Annotated in this window: 16 protein-coding genes; 5 read left to right on the top strand and 11 right to left on the bottom strand. The window is 69.1% G+C overall.

Translation table 11 applies throughout. The annotated features are described in order from the left end of the window. Positions 1–66 precede the first annotated feature (66 nt). From BM199_RS15090 to guaB, 3 genes are all read right to left on the bottom strand, one after another. A complete protein-coding gene (locus BM199_RS15090) occupies positions 67–1,785 on the bottom strand; it encodes a GMC family oxidoreductase (RefSeq protein ID WP_091673842.1) in 1,719 nt (572 codons plus the stop codon). A gap of 93 nt (positions 1,786–1,878) precedes the next feature. Then, the gene (locus BM199_RS15085; protein ID WP_091674002.1) at positions 1,879–3,030 is read right to left on the bottom strand and encodes a GuaB3 family IMP dehydrogenase-related protein; all 1,152 of its coding nucleotides are present in this window, start codon (positions 3,028–3,030) and stop codon (positions 1,879–1,881) included. A 106-nt stretch (positions 3,031–3,136) separates the two neighbouring features. Continuing rightward, the gene (gene guaB / locus BM199_RS15080) at positions 3,137–4,645 is read right to left on the bottom strand and encodes an IMP dehydrogenase (protein WP_091673841.1); all 1,509 of its coding nucleotides are present in this window, start codon (positions 4,643–4,645) and stop codon (positions 3,137–3,139) included. A gap of 91 nt (positions 4,646–4,736) precedes the next feature. On the opposite strand from guaB, the gene BM199_RS15075 reads away from it, so the two are divergent. Continuing rightward, a complete protein-coding gene (locus tag BM199_RS15075) occupies positions 4,737–5,132 on the top strand; it encodes a DUF5319 domain-containing protein (RefSeq protein WP_177242626.1) in 396 nt (131 codons plus the stop codon). Between the two features lie 76 nt (positions 5,133–5,208). On the opposite strand, the gene BM199_RS15070 is transcribed toward BM199_RS15075, so the two are convergent. From BM199_RS15070 to BM199_RS15050, 5 genes are all read right to left on the bottom strand, one after another. Further along, complete coding sequence (locus BM199_RS15070) at positions 5,209–6,135, bottom strand: anti-sigma-D factor RsdA (protein ID WP_091674000.1); 927 nt, start codon at positions 6,133–6,135, stop codon at positions 5,209–5,211. Between the two features lie 93 nt (positions 6,136–6,228). After that, positions 6,229–6,801: a sigma-70 family RNA polymerase sigma factor gene (locus tag BM199_RS15065; RefSeq protein WP_091673840.1), complete on the bottom strand. Its 573-nt coding sequence runs from the start codon at positions 6,799–6,801 to the stop codon at positions 6,229–6,231. A 275-nt stretch (positions 6,802–7,076) separates the two neighbouring features. Next, positions 7,077–7,673, bottom strand: coding sequence for a response regulator transcription factor (locus BM199_RS15060; RefSeq protein ID WP_003073605.1), 597 nt, complete (start codon positions 7,671–7,673; stop codon positions 7,077–7,079). A gap of 139 nt (positions 7,674–7,812) precedes the next feature. Beyond that, complete coding sequence (locus tag BM199_RS15055; RefSeq protein WP_245788376.1) at positions 7,813–8,697, bottom strand: hypothetical protein; 885 nt, start codon at positions 8,695–8,697, stop codon at positions 7,813–7,815. Beyond that, positions 8,694–9,677 carry a MerR family transcriptional regulator gene (locus BM199_RS15050; RefSeq protein WP_245788386.1) on the bottom strand — a complete coding sequence of 328 codons (984 nt, stop codon included), beginning with the start codon at positions 9,675–9,677 and terminating at the stop codon, positions 8,694–8,696. The genes BM199_RS15055 and BM199_RS15050 overlap by 4 nt, the downstream gene beginning before the upstream one ends. A gap of 430 nt (positions 9,678–10,107) precedes the next feature. On the opposite strand from BM199_RS15050, the gene BM199_RS15045 reads away from it, so the two are divergent. Then, positions 10,108–10,410 (top strand): WhiB family transcriptional regulator, encoded by a 303-nt coding sequence (locus tag BM199_RS15045; protein WP_091673838.1) that lies wholly within the window; start codon positions 10,108–10,110, stop codon positions 10,408–10,410. Positions 10,411–10,480: 70 nt separating this feature from the next. On the opposite strand, the gene BM199_RS15040 is transcribed toward BM199_RS15045, so the two are convergent. Next, positions 10,481–11,107: a TetR/AcrR family transcriptional regulator gene (locus tag BM199_RS15040; protein ID WP_091673837.1), complete on the bottom strand. Its 627-nt coding sequence runs from the start codon at positions 11,105–11,107 to the stop codon at positions 10,481–10,483. Between the two features lie 94 nt (positions 11,108–11,201). Between BM199_RS15040 and BM199_RS15035 the strand changes: the two genes are divergently transcribed. Further along, positions 11,202–11,954 carry an SDR family NAD(P)-dependent oxidoreductase gene (locus tag BM199_RS15035; RefSeq protein ID WP_091673836.1) on the top strand — a complete coding sequence of 251 codons (753 nt, stop codon included), beginning with the start codon at positions 11,202–11,204 and terminating at the stop codon, positions 11,952–11,954. A gap of 133 nt (positions 11,955–12,087) precedes the next feature. Here BM199_RS15035 and groL read toward each other — a convergent pair whose 3' ends face one another. Together groL and groES are read right to left on the bottom strand one after the other, a co-directional pair. After that, on the bottom strand, positions 12,088–13,707 hold the full coding sequence (gene groL, locus BM199_RS15030; RefSeq protein ID WP_091673835.1) for a chaperonin GroEL: 1,620 nt from the start codon (positions 13,705–13,707) through the stop codon (positions 12,088–12,090). 93 nt (positions 13,708–13,800) lie between these two features. Further along, entirely contained in the window at positions 13,801–14,094 is a 294-nt protein-coding gene (gene groES, locus BM199_RS15025) for a co-chaperone GroES (protein WP_026360373.1), read from the bottom strand. Positions 14,095–14,536: 442 nt separating this feature from the next. On the opposite strand from groES, the gene BM199_RS15020 reads away from it, so the two are divergent. Then, the gene (locus tag BM199_RS15020; RefSeq protein WP_245788375.1) at positions 14,537–16,153 is read left to right on the top strand and encodes an alkaline phosphatase D family protein; all 1,617 of its coding nucleotides are present in this window, start codon (positions 14,537–14,539) and stop codon (positions 16,151–16,153) included. A 123-nt stretch (positions 16,154–16,276) separates the two neighbouring features. Next, positions 16,277–18,229: an N-acetylmuramoyl-L-alanine amidase gene (locus tag BM199_RS15015; RefSeq protein ID WP_091673833.1), complete on the top strand. Its 1,953-nt coding sequence runs from the start codon at positions 16,277–16,279 to the stop codon at positions 18,227–18,229. Positions 18,230–18,240 lie beyond the last annotated feature (11 nt).

The raw sequence follows: 18,240 nt of genomic DNA, 5'->3' as shown, positions 1-18,240 counted from the left end.
GGAACGCGCCACCGGCCTCACCGGCGCCCCCCACTGGAAAAGTGCATTTAGCCCGCTAACTGCAGGTCAGCGAGCCGGGAGGGCACCGGGGGCGTGCGCCGGGACCGCGGGGTTCTTCGGGGGGATCGGATCGAGGCGGACGTAGCCCGCGGCCTGCGAGGGCCGTGGGTCCACCTCGCCCTTGTTCGGCCAGTACGAGAACGCCCGCTCGGCCTGCGCGGTGATCGTCAACGACGGGTTCACACCGAGGTTCGCGGTGATCGCCGTGCCGTCCACCACGGAAAGGTTCGGGTAGTTGAAGACGCGGTGATAGGGGTCGATGACCCCCTTCTCCGCGCTCTCCGCGATCGGCGCCCCACCGATGAAGTGCGCGGTCAGCGGGATGTTGAAGATCTCACCCCAGGTCCCGCCCGCGACGCCACCGATGTGCTCCGCGGTGCGCAGGTTCGCCTCGTGCCCGGCCCTGATGAAGCTCGGATTCGGCTCGCCGTGCCCCTGCCTCGAGGTATAGCGGCGGCGACCGAACAACCCGCGCCTGGTGTAGGTCGTGATCGAGTTGTCCAGGCTCTGCATCACCAGCAGGATCACCGTCCGCTCGCTCCAGCGGCGCCCGTTGAGCAGGGTCATGGTCTGCACCGGGTGCCGGACCATGAACCGCAGCGCCTGGCGCCAGCGCGGCACCCCGGAGTCGCCCTCGGTCGCGATGGTCTGCAGCAGGCTCATCGCGTTGCTGCCCTTGCCGTAGCGGACCGGCTCGATGTGGGTGATCTCGTCGGGGTGGATCGACGAGGTGATCGCGACGCCCCGGCTGTAGTCGTGCTCGGGGTCGACCTTGGGCCGGCCCGCGCCGATGATGGCCTCGGAGTTGGTCCTGGTCAGTTCCCCGAGGCGGTCGGAGAGCCGCGGCAGGGTCCCACTGTCGCGCATGGAGTGCAGGAGGTTCTGTGTTCCCCACGTACCGGCGGCGAGCACGACCTGGCCCGCGGTGAGGGTGTGGGTGAAGCGCCGGGAGGTGGTGCCGGTCTTGCGGATGTCGACTTCGAACGAGCCGTCGCCGCGCGGACGCAGCGCGGTCACGGTGGTCAGCGGGATGACCTTCGCCCCACCTTGCTCCGCCAGGTACAGATAGTTCTTGACCAGTGTGTTCTTCGCACCGACCCGGCAGCCGGTCATGCACGAGCCGCACTCGGTGCAGCCGGTGCGAGCGGGCCCGACCCCGCCGAAGTAGGGGTCGGCGGACTGCTGCCCCGGCTTGCCGAAGTACACACCCACGGGGGTCGGGTGGTAGGACTCGGCGACGCCCATGTCCGCCGCGACCTTCCGCATGACCTCGTCCGACGGGGTGACCGTGGGATTCGTGACGATCCCGAGCATGCGGCTGGCCTGGTCGTAATGCGGCGCGAGTTCGGACTCCCAGTCGGTGATGTGTGCCCACTGCCGATCCTGATAGAACGGCTTGAGCGGCCGGTAGAGCGTGTTCGCGTACACCAGCGACCCGCCGCCGACGCCGGAACCGGCCAGCACCATGACGTCCTTGAGCATGTGGATGCGCTGAATGCCGAAGCAGCCGAGCTGCGGCGCCCACAGGTAGCGACGCAGGTCCCAGGACGTTTTGGCGAACTCGTCGTCGGCGAAACGCCTGCCCGCCTCGATCACCGCGACGCGGTAGCCCTTCTCGGTCAGGCGAAGGGCGGCGACGCTGCCACCGAACCCGCTGCCGACCACGACCACGTCGTAGTCGTGTTCCGTACTGTCCTGGCCCGTGGTGGTGTTACGCGCAGTCACAGATAAAGCGTAACCCGGGGGTTAACTCCTGACCAGGGGTAAGTTACCCGCGAGTTCACAGCACCGCGCTCTGAGGAAAGCGCCGCACAGGAGTCAGCCGCGGATGCTGAGACCGACTTTCTGGAACTCCTTCAGGTCGGAGTACCCGGTCTTGGCCATTGCCCTGCGCAGGGCGCCGAAAAGGTTCACCACACCCTCGGCGTCCGTGGACGGGCCGAACAGCAGCGTCTTCAGGTCCACGGTGTACTCCGGCCCCGCGGCCACCCGTGAGCGCGGCAGCGACGGGTGCGCCGCGGCCGAAGTCCAGTACAGGCCCTTGCCGGGCGCCTCGCCCGCGGCGGCGAGCGGAGCACCGAGCATCACCGCGTCCGCACCGCAGGCGATCGCCTTGGCGATGTCGCCGGACACGCTCACCCCACCGTCGGCGAGGACGTGCACGTACCGGCCACCCGTCTCGTCCAGGTAGTCGCGTCGGGCCGCGGCCGCGTCGATGATCGCCGTCGCCATCGGCACCCCGATCCCCAGCACCCGGTCCGTGCTGGTGACCCCGGGACTGGCACCGTGCCCGACGATCACGCCGGCGGCACCGGTACGCATCAGGTGCATCGCCGTGCGGTAGTCGCTCACACCGCCGGCGACCACCGGCACGTCGAGATCGGCGATGAACTCCTTGAGATTGAGTGGCTCCACGTCGGGCGAGTCCGTCACCACGTGCTCGGCCGAGACGATGGTGCCCTGCACGACGAGGATCTCCACCCCGGCAGCGAGCAGGTCCGGCGTCAACTCCGCGGCGTGCTGCGGGCTCACCCGCGCCGCGACCGTCACCCCGGAGTCGCGCACGGTCTGGATGGCCTTGCTGACCAGGTCCATCCGCAGCGGGGCCGCGTGCAACTCCTGCAGCAGCCGCACGAGCGCGGTCGGGTCGTCGTCGGCGAGGCTGCGTTCGGCGGCGTCGGTGATCCGGGCGAGCGCGCCCTCGGCATCCTCGTGCCGGGCCCAGATGCCCTCGGCGTTGAGCACGCCGAGCCCACCGAGCTGCCCGACCGCCACCGCGGTGTCCGGCGAGACGATCGCGTCGGTCGGGTGCGTCACCAGCGGCAGGTCGAACCGGTAGGCGTCGATCTGCCACGCGGTGGAGACATTGCCGGACGAGCGCGTGCGCCGGGAGGGCACGATCTCGATGTCGTCGAGCTGGTACGCCCTCCGCGCGGTACGCCCCATGCCGATCTCGACCAGATCACGCACGTCAAGTCCCTTCTCGCCACCCTGCACTGCCGCGCACCATTGTCGTCATCGCCCGATCGCGGCCGCCCACCGCCCTCAAAAGTGCATTTAGCCCGCTAACTGCAGGTCAGCGTGACGTGTAGTTCGGCGCCTCGACGGTCATGGTGATGTCGTGCGGGTGGCTTTCCTTGAGACCCGCCGCGGTGATCCGGACCAGCTGCGCCCGCTGCAGCTCGGAGATGGTCTGCGCACCCGCGTAGCCCATGCCCATCCGCAGCCCGCCGACCAGCTGGTGCACGACGGTGGCCAGCGGGCCCCGGAACGGGATCCGGCCCTCGATGCCCTCCGGCACCAGCTTGTCCTCGGACAGCACGTCGTCCTGCGCGTAGCGGTCCTTGGAGTACGACTTGCGCTCGCCCTGCCCCTGCATCGCGCCGAGCGAGCCCATGCCCCGGTAGGTCTTGTACTGCTTGCCGTTGACCAGGATCAGGTCACCGGGCGACTCGGCGGTTCCCGCGAGCAGGCTGCCGAGCATGACGCTGGACGCACCCGCCGCGATCGCCTTGGCGATGTCCCCGGAGTACTGGATGCCGCCGTCGCCGATCACCGGCACACCCGCGGGCCTGCACGCCTGGTCCGCCTCGTAGATCGCCGAGATCTGCGGTACGCCGACACCGGCCACGATCCTCGTCGTGCAGATCGAGCCGGGACCCACACCGACCTTCACACCGTCGGCGCCGGCGTCCACGAGCGCCTGAGCACCCGCCCGGGTGGCCACGTTCCCGCCGACCACGTCCACCGTGTCGCCCAGTTCCTTCTTCAGCAGCGCCACGGTGTCCACCACGGCCCTGGAGTGCCCGTGCGCGGTGTCCACCATCAGCACGTCCACACCCGCGTCGACCAGCGCCATCGACCGCTGGTGCCCGTCCGCGCCGACACCGACGGCCGCGCCGACCAGCAGCCTGCCGTCGGGGTCCTTCGTGGCGCTCGGGTACTGCTCGGTCTTGACGAAGTCCTTGACGGTGATGAGCCCGCGCAGCTTGCCCGCGCCGTCGACGATCGGCAGCTTCTCGATCTTGTGCCTGCGCAGCAGGCCGAGTGCGACGTCGGCCGTGACGCCGACCTGTGCCGTCACCAGCGGGGTCTTCGTCATCACCTCGCTGACCTGACGACTGTGATCGACCTCGAAGCGCATGTCCCGGTTGGTGATGATGCCGACCAAGAGTCCGGCCGCGTCGGTGACCGGAACACCGGAGATGCGGAAGCGGGCGCAGAGCGCGTCGACCTCGGCGAGCGTGTCGTCCGGCGAGCAGGTCACCGGGTCGGTCACCATGCCGGCCTCGGACCGCTTCACCACCTCGACGGCCGCCGCCTGCTCCTCGATGGGGAGGTTGCGCTGCAGCACGCCCATGCCGCCCTGGCGCGCCATGGCGATGGCCATGCGGGCCTCGGTCACGGTGTCCATCGCGGCACTGATCAACGGAACCCGGAGCGTGACGTTGCGGGAGAGGCGGGTGGCGGTGTCCACCGAACTCGGCATCACGTCCGACTCGGCGGGCAGGAGTAGCACGTCGTCGAAGGTGAGTCCGAGCATGGCGAACTTGTCGGGAACTGCGGCGGTGAACTCGCTCGTCATGACTGGCGGTTGGCCTTCCTCGACGTGGACAGGTACTGCTCGGGGTTGTTATCGATGGTATCTGGACGTACCCCGGGGGCCGCCGGGTACCGTGCAGGCCGTGCCGCACGACGTGTTGCCCCCAGACCCCTTCGCCAACGACCCGGACGACCCGGCCAGGGAGATCGCTGCCCTGGACGACGAGCCGGGCGAACCCATCAGCGCCGACGAGCGCGCCGAACTGCTCGCCGATCTCTCCGATCTGGCGGTCTACCAGGCTCTTCTGGCTCCGCGAGGGGTGCGTGGGATCGTGGTGGACTGCGGCGAATGTGACCAACCGCACTATCACGACTGGCACTTGCTGCGCGCCAGTCTCGAGCAACTGCTCGCCGACGGCCGGATGCGGCCGCACGAGCCCGCGTTCGATCCCAACCCGTCCGACTACGTCAGCTGGGACTACTGCCGCGGATTCGCCGACGGAGTGACCGCGACCGAGAGCGCATACTGAGGCCGAACTCACGAAGAAGGGCGCGTGACCCCTGGGGTCACGCGCCCCTTTTCGTGCGCTGTGTCACCGCGGCGGATCAGGGTGCCGCTGGCGCGACCGGCTGGGCACCGTCGGAGTCGGTATCACTTCGCGGGCTGCTGCCGGATTGACTTTCGGTCCCGGTGCCGTCACCGGACTGGGTCGTCGACGGCGGCGGCGACGAGGACGTGGAGGACGGCGGCGGGTTCGTGGTCGTGCCCGGCGGCAACTCCGGAGCCGGAGTCGGCGTCGGCGTGGAACCACCACTGGTCGTCTCGTCCGGCGGCGGGCTCTGGGTGACCCCCGGCTCCGACGGCTTCTTCGGTGTCTCCTTGCTCGGTGTCTCCGGCTCGTTCAGCCGGAGGGAGAGCTCCAGGTGCTGGGCACGCAACACATCGGCGTTGTCCTCGGCCGCCACCTCGCCCAGCGACAGCCGCGCCTGCTCGAGAGCCTGCCTGGCCTCGTCGAACCGGCCCTGGGTGATCGCCAGCTGAGCCTGCTGCAGGTCGATCCGCACCGCGGCCGCGGCCTCGACGGACCGGGCGTGGTCGGCGTAGAGGACCTTGGTGAGCCCCCACAACGTGTCCCCGGGCTGTGCGTCACGCGCCGCGAGGCCACTGCCGGTGAAGGCGATCGCCAGCACCGCCGCGGCCGCTGCCACCGGCACCAGCATCCTGCGCCTGCGGCCGCCTGCCGCGTGCCGCTTCGCCAGGGTCGCCGTGCGGACGGTGGTCGCCGCCTCGTCGGCGTCCATCAGGTCCGGGAACGGCTCACTGTCGATATCCCTGCGCCAGGCGAGCAGCAGGGCGTTGAGTTCCTGGTCACCGAAGCCGTCGGCCACCTTGGGGTCGGAACCGCCGAGCGCGTCGAGCAGCGCGTCATCCGCCTGGACCAGGGAGAGATCCGGGGGCGTGGAGTACTCGTCCTCGACCGGAGTACCGGAGCCGTTGGACACGGCAGTGCCGGAGGGATCGTTGTCGCTCACCGTGAACCGGCCTGTGACGGGCGCACTCTCATCAGACTCCGTATCGGGCGTAGCGTCGAATGCGCGTGTGCGCTGGTCATCCCGTTCCGTCACTCAGACCACCTCCTCAGCGGCGAGCACCTTGCGAAGCCTGGCGAGTGCACGGTGCTGGGCGACCCTTACCGCACCCGGAGTCGATCCGACCGCCTCCGCGGTCTCCTCCGCGGAGAGTCCGACGACCACACGCAACACCACGATCTCTCGCTGTTTGTCGGGCAGGACCCGGAGCAACTGCGACATGTGCTCGTTCAACTCGCCCTGCAGGGCGCGCTGCTCGGGGCCGATCCCGACCTCGATCTCGTCAGGTACCTCGGCCACCGGTTCGGACCGGTTGCGTGCGGCCGCCCGATGGGCGTCGGCCACCTTGTGCTGAGCGATGCCGTAGACGAAGGCCAGGAAAGGGCGGCCCTGATCACGGTACGAGGGCAATGCCGTAAGCACCGCGAGACACACCTCCTGCGCGACATCGTCAGCCGAAGCAAACGAACGTTCCTGTCTTCCGACCCTGGCGCGGCAGTACCGCACCACGAGGGGACGGATAGCGGCCAGCAGCCGCTCAACTGCCTGAGGTTCACCCTCGACAGCGGCGGCGACTGGCTCGTCCAGTCCATCCCCCACATTGGCCATCGCAGACAACAGTCCCGGTGTTACGTGTAGGCGTGCAAAGAGGCCGGCGTGCGGCCAAGAACATCCCTCACGCCGGTGATACCTACCGTACCTTCCGGCTCTGCCGGCACTAGCTCACGGTCGGCGCCGGCGCGTCTCGGTTCGACGCGGACTCCGGAGCTTACTCCTTGTTCTCGAAAGTTCAACAAAACTTGCAGACAGGCATACGAAACCGGCATGGAGGCACCAGAACTGGTGCCTCCATGCCGATCAGGCTGCCGGAACTACTCGGAAGTTCAGGAGACGAGACCGCGGCGGAAGCCGTGGGCAACGGCCTGCGCCCGGTCGCGCACGCCCAGCTTGCGGAACAGCCTGCGGGCGTGGGTCTTCACGGTGTCCTCCGAGAGGTAGAGCTCGCGGCCGATCTGGCCGTTGCTCTTGCCCTGGCTCATCCCGCGCAGTACCTGGAGCTCGCGCTCGGTGAGCTGCACACCAGGGTCGGAGGGCTGTCGGGGTGCGGGTACGGAGGTGCTGGCCAGCGTGTGCGCGAGCGCGGCGACGAGTTCGGGACGCGAGGCGTCCCAACGCAGGTAGCCGCGAGCGCCACCGGCGATCGCGGCCGCGATGCTGCCCGCGTCGTCCGGCGCGCCGAACACGATGACATTCGCCTGCGGGTTCGCGGACACAAGGCGACGTGTCGCCTCGACGCCGGTCGGCACCGCGCGCTGGGTGCCGACCAGCACGACATCTACCGGCTGCCGGGAGTACCGGGCAAGCAACTCGTCACCGTGCGCTACACAGTCGATGCGACTGACGCCGGGGACGGCAGACATCACGCGGGTGAGCCCTTCGCGAACACTGCGTCGGTCGTCGCAGATCAAGACCGTCGTCACGGGGTTTCCTTCCTGCAGCCGGGTGACATTCCCTATCCCTATCGGACGCTTTGGGCGGAACCTTGACACGATCCGGTGGCTTTTTTTGAGAAAGCCTCGCCCGGATGTCGGTATCGGCCGTGTGACGCAGGAAACACAGTCACCACGGTACCCAAGGAGATTCGCGGGCGAGACGACGTCCGGCTGGGTCAGTCGCCAGTAACACAGCGTATAACTCGTCAGTAACCTGAGAGCGATGCCGCTCGGCGTCGGTGGGCTCGAGATCCGCCGCGATGAGGCCTGCGGGCCACGCCAACGAGCGCAGACCATGGCGTCCGGCGACCGCCGCCGCGCCGTCGGCCAGTTCGGCGGCCCGCTGCCGGGCGGCGGTCTCGCCCGTCGCGGCGAGCGCGGCCGCCAGCACCAGGTCCGATTTCACCCCGTGCCGCACGGCGGTCCTGGCCGCGGCGAGTTGCGCGGACGCCTCCGCCGGCGGCACAGCGGCGCCGGGATTTCCGCAGACGAGTTCGACCTCGGCGCGTACCCAGCCTGCCCGGACCCGCCCGCGCCAACCGGCGCGGTCCGGATCGGCGGCGGCGAGCAGCCGCCGGCTCACATCGGGCCTGCCGAGTGCGAGGTTGTCGGCCGCCAGACCGAGCAGTGCGTCCGCGCGAGCACCCGCCAGGTCGATCCCGTCCGGGTCCCACGAGTCCGCCGCGTCGGCCCGCCCCGCACGGAGCAGGGCCGCGCCGTCGAGCGGCAGCGCCGCCGCATGCCCGCCCAGTTGCCGTCTGTGCGCGGCGAGTGTGGCGCACGCGAGGCCGCCAACCAGCGGCGGATCGGTGCGGATCAACTCGCCGAGCAGGGTCGCGGCCGCGGCATAACGCCCTTGCGCACCGAGGACGACTGCCGCGAGCCAGCGGCTACGGGCCGCACCCCGAGCCGCGGCCGCCAGGACACGCTCGTCGATCGAGGGCTGATCACCGAAGGCCACGCGCCGCAGTCGGTCTTCGGTGATCCGGCCGGATTCTCCGGTGGCCGTCATCCCGTGCCGAGCAGGACGTACTCGATGCGTTCCACGGCAGCCGGCGGCTCGCCGAGAAACTCGACCTTCGGCGGGAGACGGGCCGGATCCCAGCCCGGGCCGGAGGCGAACATCCTGCTGCGCTGCCGTCCCCTGGAAAGCCTGGTGAACAGCCGTGGATCGGCCGCACTGCCGCGCTGCGCCCAGAGCACGACCGCGGACGGCAGCACCCTGCGGATCGCGACCGCCAGCACGTCGGCGGGCTGCGCGGGCCCCAGCACCTGACTGAACAGTCCGCGCCCGGCGAGTCCCGCGGCCAGCACGTGCAGTGGCAGCCCCTGACGTTCCTCGGGTACGCAGCCGAGCAGGATCGGGCGCCGGTTCCTGGGCGCAGCGAGCACGGGAGTCGCCCTGATCAGTGCCGCCAAGGCGGATTCGCCGAGCATGTGCTCCACCGCGGCACCCGTGGAGTCACCAGTGGACCTGCCACGTCCACCGAGCGCGGAGAGCACCGGATGGATGACCTCCTCCCAGGCGTAGAGCGGTCCGTCCTCGGTGATGGCCTCGGCGAGCAGACGCTGCACCCCGTGCACGTCCATGGCCAGCGCCGCGGCGCTGAGCCTGCGCGCGAACCTGGACGGGCCGAAAATGCCGCCGTCCTCGGCGGCACCGGGAGGTTCCTCGGCGGGTAGCACGACGGCGCCGTCCGGGGTGTCGATCCGCAGCGACATGGTCGGCGGCGGTGCGGGAGCGGCCGGACGCGGCGTGGCGTCCGGTGGTGCCTTCGGCATCCGTTGCAGGGCGTATCGCGCCGCCTCGGCTGTCGAAGCGCCACGCAACAGGGCCCGCTGCATCAGTTCCAGTCTGCCGATGTCGGCGGAGCCGTAGCGCCGGTGACGGCCGTCGGTGTGCCGGCTCGGCCCGAGCCCGTAGCGCCGGTCCCAGGTGCGCAGGGTCGAGGGAGCGACACCGAGGCGCCGGGCGACCGAGGCGACCGGCAGCGTGGGTTCCGGGGAGTCAACCGGTGCGCTTGCGCGGGTCGGCGCGGTCGAGATGCCGATGGTTGAAGTGGGAGCCCGCGCAGCCGGCCTATCGCCGGCTGCGTGACCTGAGCCAGACTCGGATCCCACGCCGCCCAATATCCCGGCCTGGCCCCATACCGGCAACCTCGGGTCTCCAGCCTGCTCACACATCCGGGGGAAGCCTAACGGTTGAATCGTCAGGATCCTCTTGAACAACTCTTGGCGCGGTTCTAACGTTACGCCCGTTGCACCGAATGGAGTAGCGGACGGGCGGCTCAACGGCAGGGGGGGCGGATCGGGAGATGAGGGCCCAACTCCGAACCTGACGTTGACACGTTCCGTCCGCAGAGTCGCACCAAACAACTGCAGAGTCCGGCGCTGATGGAGCCGGACAGCGGAGGCGGTCACGATGGCAGACACGCGCAGACTCCCTGGCCCGAACGCGGATGTGTGGGACTGGCAACTCGAGGGGTCATGCAGGGGGATGGACAGCGGGTCCTTCTTCCATCCGGACGGGGAGCGGGGGCCTGCAAGAGCAAGGCGGGAAGCGAGGGCAAAAGCGATCTGTCAAGCCTGCCCAGTACTGGAAATGTGCCGCAGCCACGCGCTGGCTGTACACGAGCCGTACGGCATCTGGGGCGGACTGTCGGAATCGGAACGCGAGAACATCATCAAGTCCGGCAAGCGGGCGCTGACCTTGGCAGGCAGTTGACGCGAGCAGGTAGCACAGCAGAACCACGGCAGGGGACTGAACGGGGTGGCGCCTTTCGGTGCCACCCCGTTCAGCGTTCGGCAGCACCTGTCTCCGCGCCGGCGAAGCGATCCCAGCACGCCATGGCGGTATCGATGACCCCAATCAGCTCGTCGATGGACGCGCTGTCCCTCGCCTGGATGGACAGCCCGTGTAGCACCGTGCCGTAGAACGCGGCCATGCCCTCGACATCGGCGTGCGCGGGCAGATCACCGTCGGCGATTCCCTGCTTGAGCCGCTGCCGCAGGTCGTCGATGCCGTCCTTGCGCATCTCGGCGAGGAAGTCACGAACTCCCTCGTTGCTCGGGGTGTAGTTGGTGGCCGACAGCACGATCATGCAGCCGCTGGGCAGGTCGGGATCGGCGTACGTCTCGGCGTTGGACCGCAGCATGGCGTCGACCGCGGCCCGCGCGGTCGGCTGCTCGCGGAGGGCGCGCGTCGTCTTGCCGCCGTGCGTGTTGCCGTAGAGCCGCACGGTCTCGCGGAAGAGCGCCTCCTTGCCGCCGAACGCCGCGTAGAGGCTCGGCGAGTTGATCCCCATCGCCGCGGTGAGGTCGGCGAGCGAGGTTCCCTCGTAACCGCGTTCCCAGAACACGTGCATGGCGCGGACCAGTGCGGCCTCGCGGTCGAATGCACGTGGCCGTCCTCGGGGTGACATGACTCGCATTCTATATCGATCGACACAAAAGTGCTTGACTCAGGGCGTGTCGCGCTCCAATTATGTATCGACCGATACAGAAAAGGGGTTTGAGATGTCCGAACTGGACGGCAAGGTGGCTCTGGTGACCGGGGGCAGCCGGGGAATCGGCGCGGCGATCGCGGCACGGCTGGCACGCGAGGGCGCCCACGTCGCGATCACGTACGAGTCGGCGGCAGAACGCGCGGCCGGAGTGGTCGGCGAGATCGAAGGACTCGGGCGCAAGGCGCTGGCGGTCCAGGCGGACAGCGCGGACGCCGCAGCGGTGACGGCCGCCGTGGACACGACGGCGGCGACCTTCGGCGGGTTGGACATCCTGGTGAACAACGCCGGAATCTTCCCGGCCCTGCCGATCGACGACCTGACCCCAGAACTGATCGACCGGACACTGGCGATCCATGTGGGATCAGTACTCGTGGCGGCGAAGGCGGCCGTGCGACACATGACCGCGGGTGCACAGCCGGACGGCAGGATCATCAGCATCGGCAGCGACCTGGCCGATCGGGCGGCATTTCCCGGCCTGAGCCTGTACTCGGCGAGCAAGTCGGCACTGACTGGGCTGAGCAAGGGGCTGGCCAGGGACCTCGGGCCGCGCGGCATCACCGCGAACGTCGTGCACCCCGGTTCGACGGACACCGAGATGAACCCGGCCGACGGGCCAACGGCACCGAGTCAGCTGGCCGACATCCCACTCGGCCGGTTCGCGCAGCCCGCCGACATCGCCGCGGCGGTCGCCTACCTAGCCGGTCCGGGAGCCCGCTACGTGACCGGCACGTCGATCACCGTCGACGGCGGCTTCACGGCCTGAGAAGTGCGTTTAGCGGGCTAAACGCACTTCCCGGCCCCCAGCGAACGGGACGGAGCTGCACGAAACGGACAAAATGAACGGGCCGACACTTCCTCGTGGAAGTGCCGGCCCGTTCGGGTCGTGCTGGTGTTCGTCAGTGCGAGTGGCCGTGACCCTGGCCGGCACCCTCGTCGTCCTCGGCGGGCTTGTCCACCACGGAGGCCTCCGTGGTGAGCACCAGCCGGGCGATCGAGGCCGCATTGGCCACCGCGGAGCGGGTGACCTTCACGGGGTCGACGATGCCCGCGGCGAGCAGGTCGGTCAGTTCACCGGTGGCCGCGTTGAAGCCCTGGCCCCAGTTCTGCTCCTTGACCTTGGACACGATGACCGCGCCCTCGTAGCCGGCGTTGCTGGCGATCCAATGCAGCGGCGCGGTGAGCGCGTCGCGGACGATGATCACGCCGAGCGCCTCGTCACCGGTGCGCTCCTTGGCGAAGTCGTCGAGCTCCTTGACCGCGTGCACCAGCGCCGAACCGCCGCCGGGCACGATGCCCTCCTCGACCGCGGCCTTGGTGGCCGCCACCGCGTCCTCGATGCGGTGCTTGCGCTCGTTCAGCTCGGTCTCGGTGGCCGCGCCGACCTTGATGACCGCGACACCGCCGCCCAGCTTGGCGAGGCGCTCCTGCAGCTTCTCCCGGTCCCAGTCGGAGTCGGTGCTCTCGATCTCCCTGCGAATCTGCGCGATCCGGGACTCGAGGTCCGCCTTGGTGCCCGCACCGTCGACAATCGTGGTGACGTCCTTGGTGATCTCGATGCGGCGGGCGCGGCCCAGCGACTCGAGACCGGTCTCGGACAGCTTCCGGCCGACCTCCGCGGAGATGACCTCGGCGCCGGTGACGACCGCGAGGTCGTCCAGGAACGCCTTGCGGCGGTCACCGAAGAACGGTGCCTTCACCGCGACGGCGCTGATCGTCTTGCGCAGCGAGTTCACCACGAGGGTGGACAGCGCCTCGCCGTCGACGTCCTCGGCGATGATCAGCAGCGGCTTCTTGGCCTCGACGACCTTCTCCAGCACAGGGAGCAGGTCGGCCAGCGCCGAGACCTTCTCCCGGCACAGCAGGATGTAGGCGTCCTCGAGGATCGCCCGCTGCTCCTCCGGGTTGGTCGCGAAGTGCGCCGAGAGGTAGCCCTTGTCGAATTGGACACCCTCGGTGATCTCGAGGTCCGTGGCCAGCGTGGAGGACTCCTCCACGGTGATCACGCCGTCCTCGCCGACCCGCTCGACAGCCTCGCCGAGCAGGGCGCCAATGGTGGCGTCACGCGAGGTGACAGTGCCGACCTGGGCGATGTTGTCACGGCCCTTGACCGGGGTCGCCTTCTCCTTGAGGATCTCGACGACCTTCTCGGCGGCCTCCTCGATCCCCCGGCCGAGGGCGGCCGGGTTCGCGCCGGCCGCGACGTTGCGCAGGCCGACCTTGACCAGCGACTGCGCCAGCACGGTCGCCGTGGTGGTGCCGTCACCGGCGACGTCGTTGGTCTTGGTGGCGACGCTCTTCACGAGCTGGGCGCCCAGGTTCTCGTACGGGTCGTCGAGTTCGATCTCGCGGGCGACCGTGACACCGTCGAGGGTGATGGTCGGCCCACCGAACTTCTTGTCCAGCACGACGTGCCTGCCGCGCGGGCCGAGGGTGACCTTGACCGCGTCGGCCAGCTGGTTCACCCCGCGCTCGAGCGCGCGACGAGCGTCCTCGTCGAAATTGATCTGCTTAGGCATAGCCTGTTCCGCTTACCTTTCGGGGTTGGACGACGAAACGCCCCGGTCCCCGGCTATGCGGGACTCCGGGGCGTTCGACGCTGATGCCGATCGTCAGTTGATGACGGCCAGCACGTCGCGGGCGGACAGGATCAAGTAGTCCTCACCGTTGTACTTGACCTCGGTGCCGCCGTACTTCGAGTAGATGACGACGTCGCCTTCCTTGACGTCCACCGGGACGCGGTTGCCCTTGTCGTCGATGCGGCCCGGGCCTACGGCCAGGACCTTGCCCTCCTGGGGCTTTTCCTTCGCAGTGTCGGGGATGACGAGACCGGAAGCCGTCGTCTCCTCGGCCTCGCTCGTCTGGACAACAATCTTGTCCTCGAGCGGCTTGATGTTCACGCTCACCGGGTTGACCTCCACGGGTCGTCGAAAGCGTCGGCAGGTACGTAACTGATTGCAGTGCTCGATTCAGGACCTGCGGAATCCTCGCTCGCATACGCTCGGTCGGAACCCGCAAGCCCGTCGTCTCACGGTTACGGCGCCTACCACCCCCGCCGTCGCGGGTGCCGGGGCGTGTTTGGTGCCGTGCAATTAGCACTCTAGCGACGTGAGTGCTAGCCGCGCAACCAGGGTCCCCCAAGACCATCTCAGCGCCGCCACACCGCGTGCCGTCCCCGACCCCGGAAGTGCATTTAGCCCGCTAAACGCACTTCCTCTCACCTGCGCGCGGCCAGGGGAACCGGCGGGAAAGTTCACCGGGCGCTCACTTGATCGGGGGGCGGTAGCCATGACGGCGTCGCAGGCTGTCCTAGATCTGACTGACTCGACCACCATGGGGAGCTTTTCCGTGACCGAATCAGGTGACAACACACCCAGGACGACCTCACGCCGTCACGTGCTCGCCGGGAGCGCGGCCGTCGGCGCAGCCGCTGTCGCCACCGGGCTGACCGGCTCGTTCGCCGCCGCCACCCCGGCCGCGGGTTCGGGCACGGGGAGAACACCCGCCGGTGACCCGTTCACCCTCGGAGTCGCCTCCGGTGACCCCGACCAGCACAGCGTCGTACTGTGGACCCGCCTCGCCACCGACCCCCTCGCCGAGGACGGCTTCGGCGGGATGGGTTCCCGGAACGTCGAGGTGCACTGGGAACTGGCACTGGACGAGCGGTTCCGCAAGGTAGTGCGCCGTGGGCACGAGCGCACCGGGCCCGACCACGGTTTCGCCGTGCACGCCGAGGTCGCGGGCCTGCTCCCCGGCTGGGAGTACTTCTACCGCTTCCGCGTCGGCAGGCACGTCTCCGAGACCGGCCGCACGCGCACGGCCCCGCTGATCGGCGTGTTCGGCTCCGGCCTCGCGATGAGCTTCGCCTCCTGCTCGCAGTTCGAGCACGGCTGGTTCACCGCGTACCGCCACCTCGCCGCCGACGAACCCGACCTGGTGCTGCACCTCGGGGACTACGTCTACGAGTACAAACCGCAGGTCTACATCTCCCCCGACGGCAACGTGCGTGACCACTCCGGCCCGGAGACCGAGTCACTCGCCAACTACCGGCAGCGCTACGCCCAGTACCGCAGCGACGCGGACCTGCGCGCCGCACACGCGGTGGCCCCGTGGCTGGTCGTTCCCGACGACCACGAGGTGGACAACAACTGGGCGGGTGACATCTACGAGAAGCCGCACATCCCGCAGCCGGACTTCATCCAGCGCAGGGCCAACGCCTTCCGTGCCTACTACGAGAACATGCCGCTGCGCAGGCGCAGCAAGCCGTCCGGGTCGGAGATCCAGCTGTACCGCAAGGTCTCCTGGGGCTCACTCGCCAATTTCCACATGCTCGACACGCGGCAGCACCGCGACGACCAGGCCTGCGACGACGGCTGGAAGGTCTGCGAAGACGCCGCCAACCCGGCCCGCACCCTGACCGGAGACGAGCAGGAGGCCTGGCTGCTGCGCAACTTCCGTGCATCCAGGGCCCGCTGGGACATCCTCGGCCAGCAGGTGTTCTTCGCCCAGCGGCTCAGCGCCTCCGGCGCAAGGAGCATGGATGGCTGGGACGGCTACCAGGGATCGCGGGAGCGGATCACCCAGGGCTGGATCGAGGGCGGCGTACGTAATCCGGTGGTGTTGACCGGTGATGTGCACACACACTGGGCCAACGAGCTCAAGGCCGACTACACCGACCCGGACAGTGCCTGCGTCGGCACCGAGCTGGTCACCACGTCCATCACCTCCGGCGGCAACGGCAAGGACTCCGACCCCTCGACCGACCCCAACCTGCAGCGCAATCCGCACATCAAGTTCTTCAACCAGCAGCGCGGGTACGTGCGCACCCGGATCACCCGCAACGACCTGCGGGCGGACTTCCGTGTGCTCGACAAGGTGACCGAGCCGGGTTCCCCGGTCCGGACCCGTGCGTCGTTCGTCGTGGCCGACCGCCGCCCCGGGCTCACCGAGGTCGACCCGGCCTGAACACGTCTCGTTCGGCGGCGCGACCCGACCTCGGTCGCGCCGCCGAACGAGGCATATTTCTTACGCGACCCATATGTTCTTTGTTAGGTTCTGACTCTCCTTGCTCCCATCGAGAGGGTCGCCATGTCCCTTGGTTCCCGCACGACGCGTCGTGCCCTCGTCGCACTGTCGATCACCGCGGTCAGCGCGGGCCTCGCGCTGGCGGTCCCGTCCGGCGCCGGCGCCGCGGCCCCTGACCAGCACCGCCAGCAGGCCTTCAGCGCGGCGGCTGCGGAGTTCGGCGTTCCGGAGGAGGTGTTGCTCGGCGTCTCCTACCTGCAATCGCGGTGGGACCACAACGCGGGCACGCCCAGTACGAGCGCCGGGTACGGGCCGATGCACCTGACCGATCTGCGCACGGCCGGCGCGGGTACCCATCACGACGACGGCAAGGAGGACCCCCGCGGCGACGACGCCCGCGACGTCCTCCACCCGGCCGAACCGGAGCCCGCCGAACCGGTCGAGGCGCTGCAGACGATCGACCTCGCGGCCGACCTCACCGGCATCGCCACCGACACGCTGCGCGCCGACCCGGCCGCGAACATCCGTGGTGGCGCCGCTGTCCTCGCGCACTACCAGCGCGAACTCGGCGAGCAGCCGAGGTCCGGCGGTGCCGAGGACTGGTACGGCGCGGTGGCGCGCTACAGCGGGGGCTCGGACACCGCCGCTGCGGCCGCTTTCGCCGACGAGGTGTTCGGGGTGATCACCTCGGGCGAGCAGCGGGTCACCGATGACGGCCAGCAGGTCCGGCTCGCGGCACAGCCCGGTCTGGCCCCCGAAAAGGAGCAACTGGCGGAACTCGGACTCCGCGACACCGGAAAGTCCGATGTGGAATGTCCGCCGACGATCTCCTGCGAGTGGATTCCTGCGCCGTACCAACGACTCGACGGCGACGACTACGGCAATCATGACAAGGCACAGCGCCCCGAGAGCCAGGACGTCGACTACATCATCATTCACGACACCGAGGGTTACTGGGACACCGTTCTGGATCTGGTGCAGGACCCCACCTACGTCAGCTGGCACTACTCGCTCCGATCCGCCGACGGGCACATCGCGCAGCACATCAAGACCAAGGACGTCGGCTGGCACGCGGGCAACTGGTACGTCAACGCGAAGTCGGTCGGACTGGAGCACGAGGGCTTCGCCGCCAAGGGCACCTGGTACACCGAGGCGATGTACCGCACTTCGGCGAAACTGGTGCGATATCTGGCCGACCTGCACGACATCCCGCTGGATCGCGGACACATCCTCGGCCACGACAACATCCCGGGCACCACTCCGGATCGGGTCGCCGGCATGCACTGGGACCCGGGCCCCTACTGGAACTGGGCACACTACTTCGAGTTGCTCGGCGCCCCGTTGCAGGGCAGACCGGTCGCGGCGGACACACAGCTCGTGACGATCGCGCCCAGGTTCGAGGCCAACCAGCCCGCCTTCTTCGGCTGTGACCGGGATGCTCCTTTGGAGCTCTGTCCCGCACGCGGTTCCGGCTCGGTCGTGCTGCACACCGAACCCAGTGCCGACGCCCCGCTGCTCTCCGACATCGGCCTGCGCCCCGACGGATCGCCCGCCACGATGCGGGTATCCGACATCGGCAGCCGGATGGAGACCGGGCAGCAGTACGCCGTCGCCGAGGTCCGCGGTGAGTGGACCGCCGTCTGGTACCTCGGGCAGAAGGGCTGGTTCCACAACCCGCGCAGCGCTCCCGCCGCGCACGCCGCCATGGGCAAGATGGCGGTCGCGGTGCCCGGCAAGGGGCCGGTGCCGGTGTACGGCCGGGCCTACCCGGAACCCGCGGCATACCCCGATGGCGTGCCGGTGCAGGACATCGTGCCGTTGCAGTACTCGCTGCCCGAGGGGCAGCGTTACTCGGTCGCTCAGGTGACCGGCTCGGAGTACTACCGCGCGGTGACGTTCGACCCGGCCCAGCACCAGGTGGTCCGTGGCAAGACCCGCTACGTGCAGATCCAGTTCGGCCACCGCGTCGCTTTCGTCAAGGCCGACGACGTCCTGATCCTGCCCACGCGCCGCTAGGAGCGCCTGCA

It is taken from the genome of Amycolatopsis marina (assembly GCF_900111885.1).
GTDB classification, from domain to species: Bacteria; Actinomycetota; Actinomycetes; order Mycobacteriales; family Pseudonocardiaceae; genus Amycolatopsis; species Amycolatopsis marina.
The sequence above is the reverse complement of the archived record's forward strand: the minus strand, read 5'-3'. Positions and strand labels throughout refer to the sequence as shown.

Coding starts and splice junctions, on each gene's coding strand:
- BM199_RS15065 (WP_091673840.1), bottom strand. CDS start 6,801: ATGGCCAATGTGGGGGATGGACTGGACGAGCCAGTCGCCGCCGCTGTC.
- BM199_RS15045 (WP_091673838.1), top strand. CDS start 10,108: ATGGCAGACACGCGCAGACTCCCTGGCCCGAACGCGGATGTGTGGGAC.
- BM199_RS15015 (WP_091673833.1), top strand. CDS start 16,277: ATGTCCCTTGGTTCCCGCACGACGCGTCGTGCCCTCGTCGCACTGTCG.
- BM199_RS15040 (WP_091673837.1), bottom strand. CDS start 11,107: ATGTCACCCCGAGGACGGCCACGTGCATTCGACCGCGAGGCCGCACTG.
- guaB (WP_091673841.1), bottom strand. CDS start 4,645: ATGACGAGCGAGTTCACCGCCGCAGTTCCCGACAAGTTCGCCATGCTC.
- BM199_RS15055 (WP_245788376.1), bottom strand. CDS start 8,697: ATGACGGCCACCGGAGAATCCGGCCGGATCACCGAAGACCGACTGCGG.
- BM199_RS15035 (WP_091673836.1), top strand. CDS start 11,202: ATGTCCGAACTGGACGGCAAGGTGGCTCTGGTGACCGGGGGCAGCCGG.
- groL (WP_091673835.1), bottom strand. CDS start 13,707: ATGCCTAAGCAGATCAATTTCGACGAGGACGCTCGTCGCGCGCTCGAG.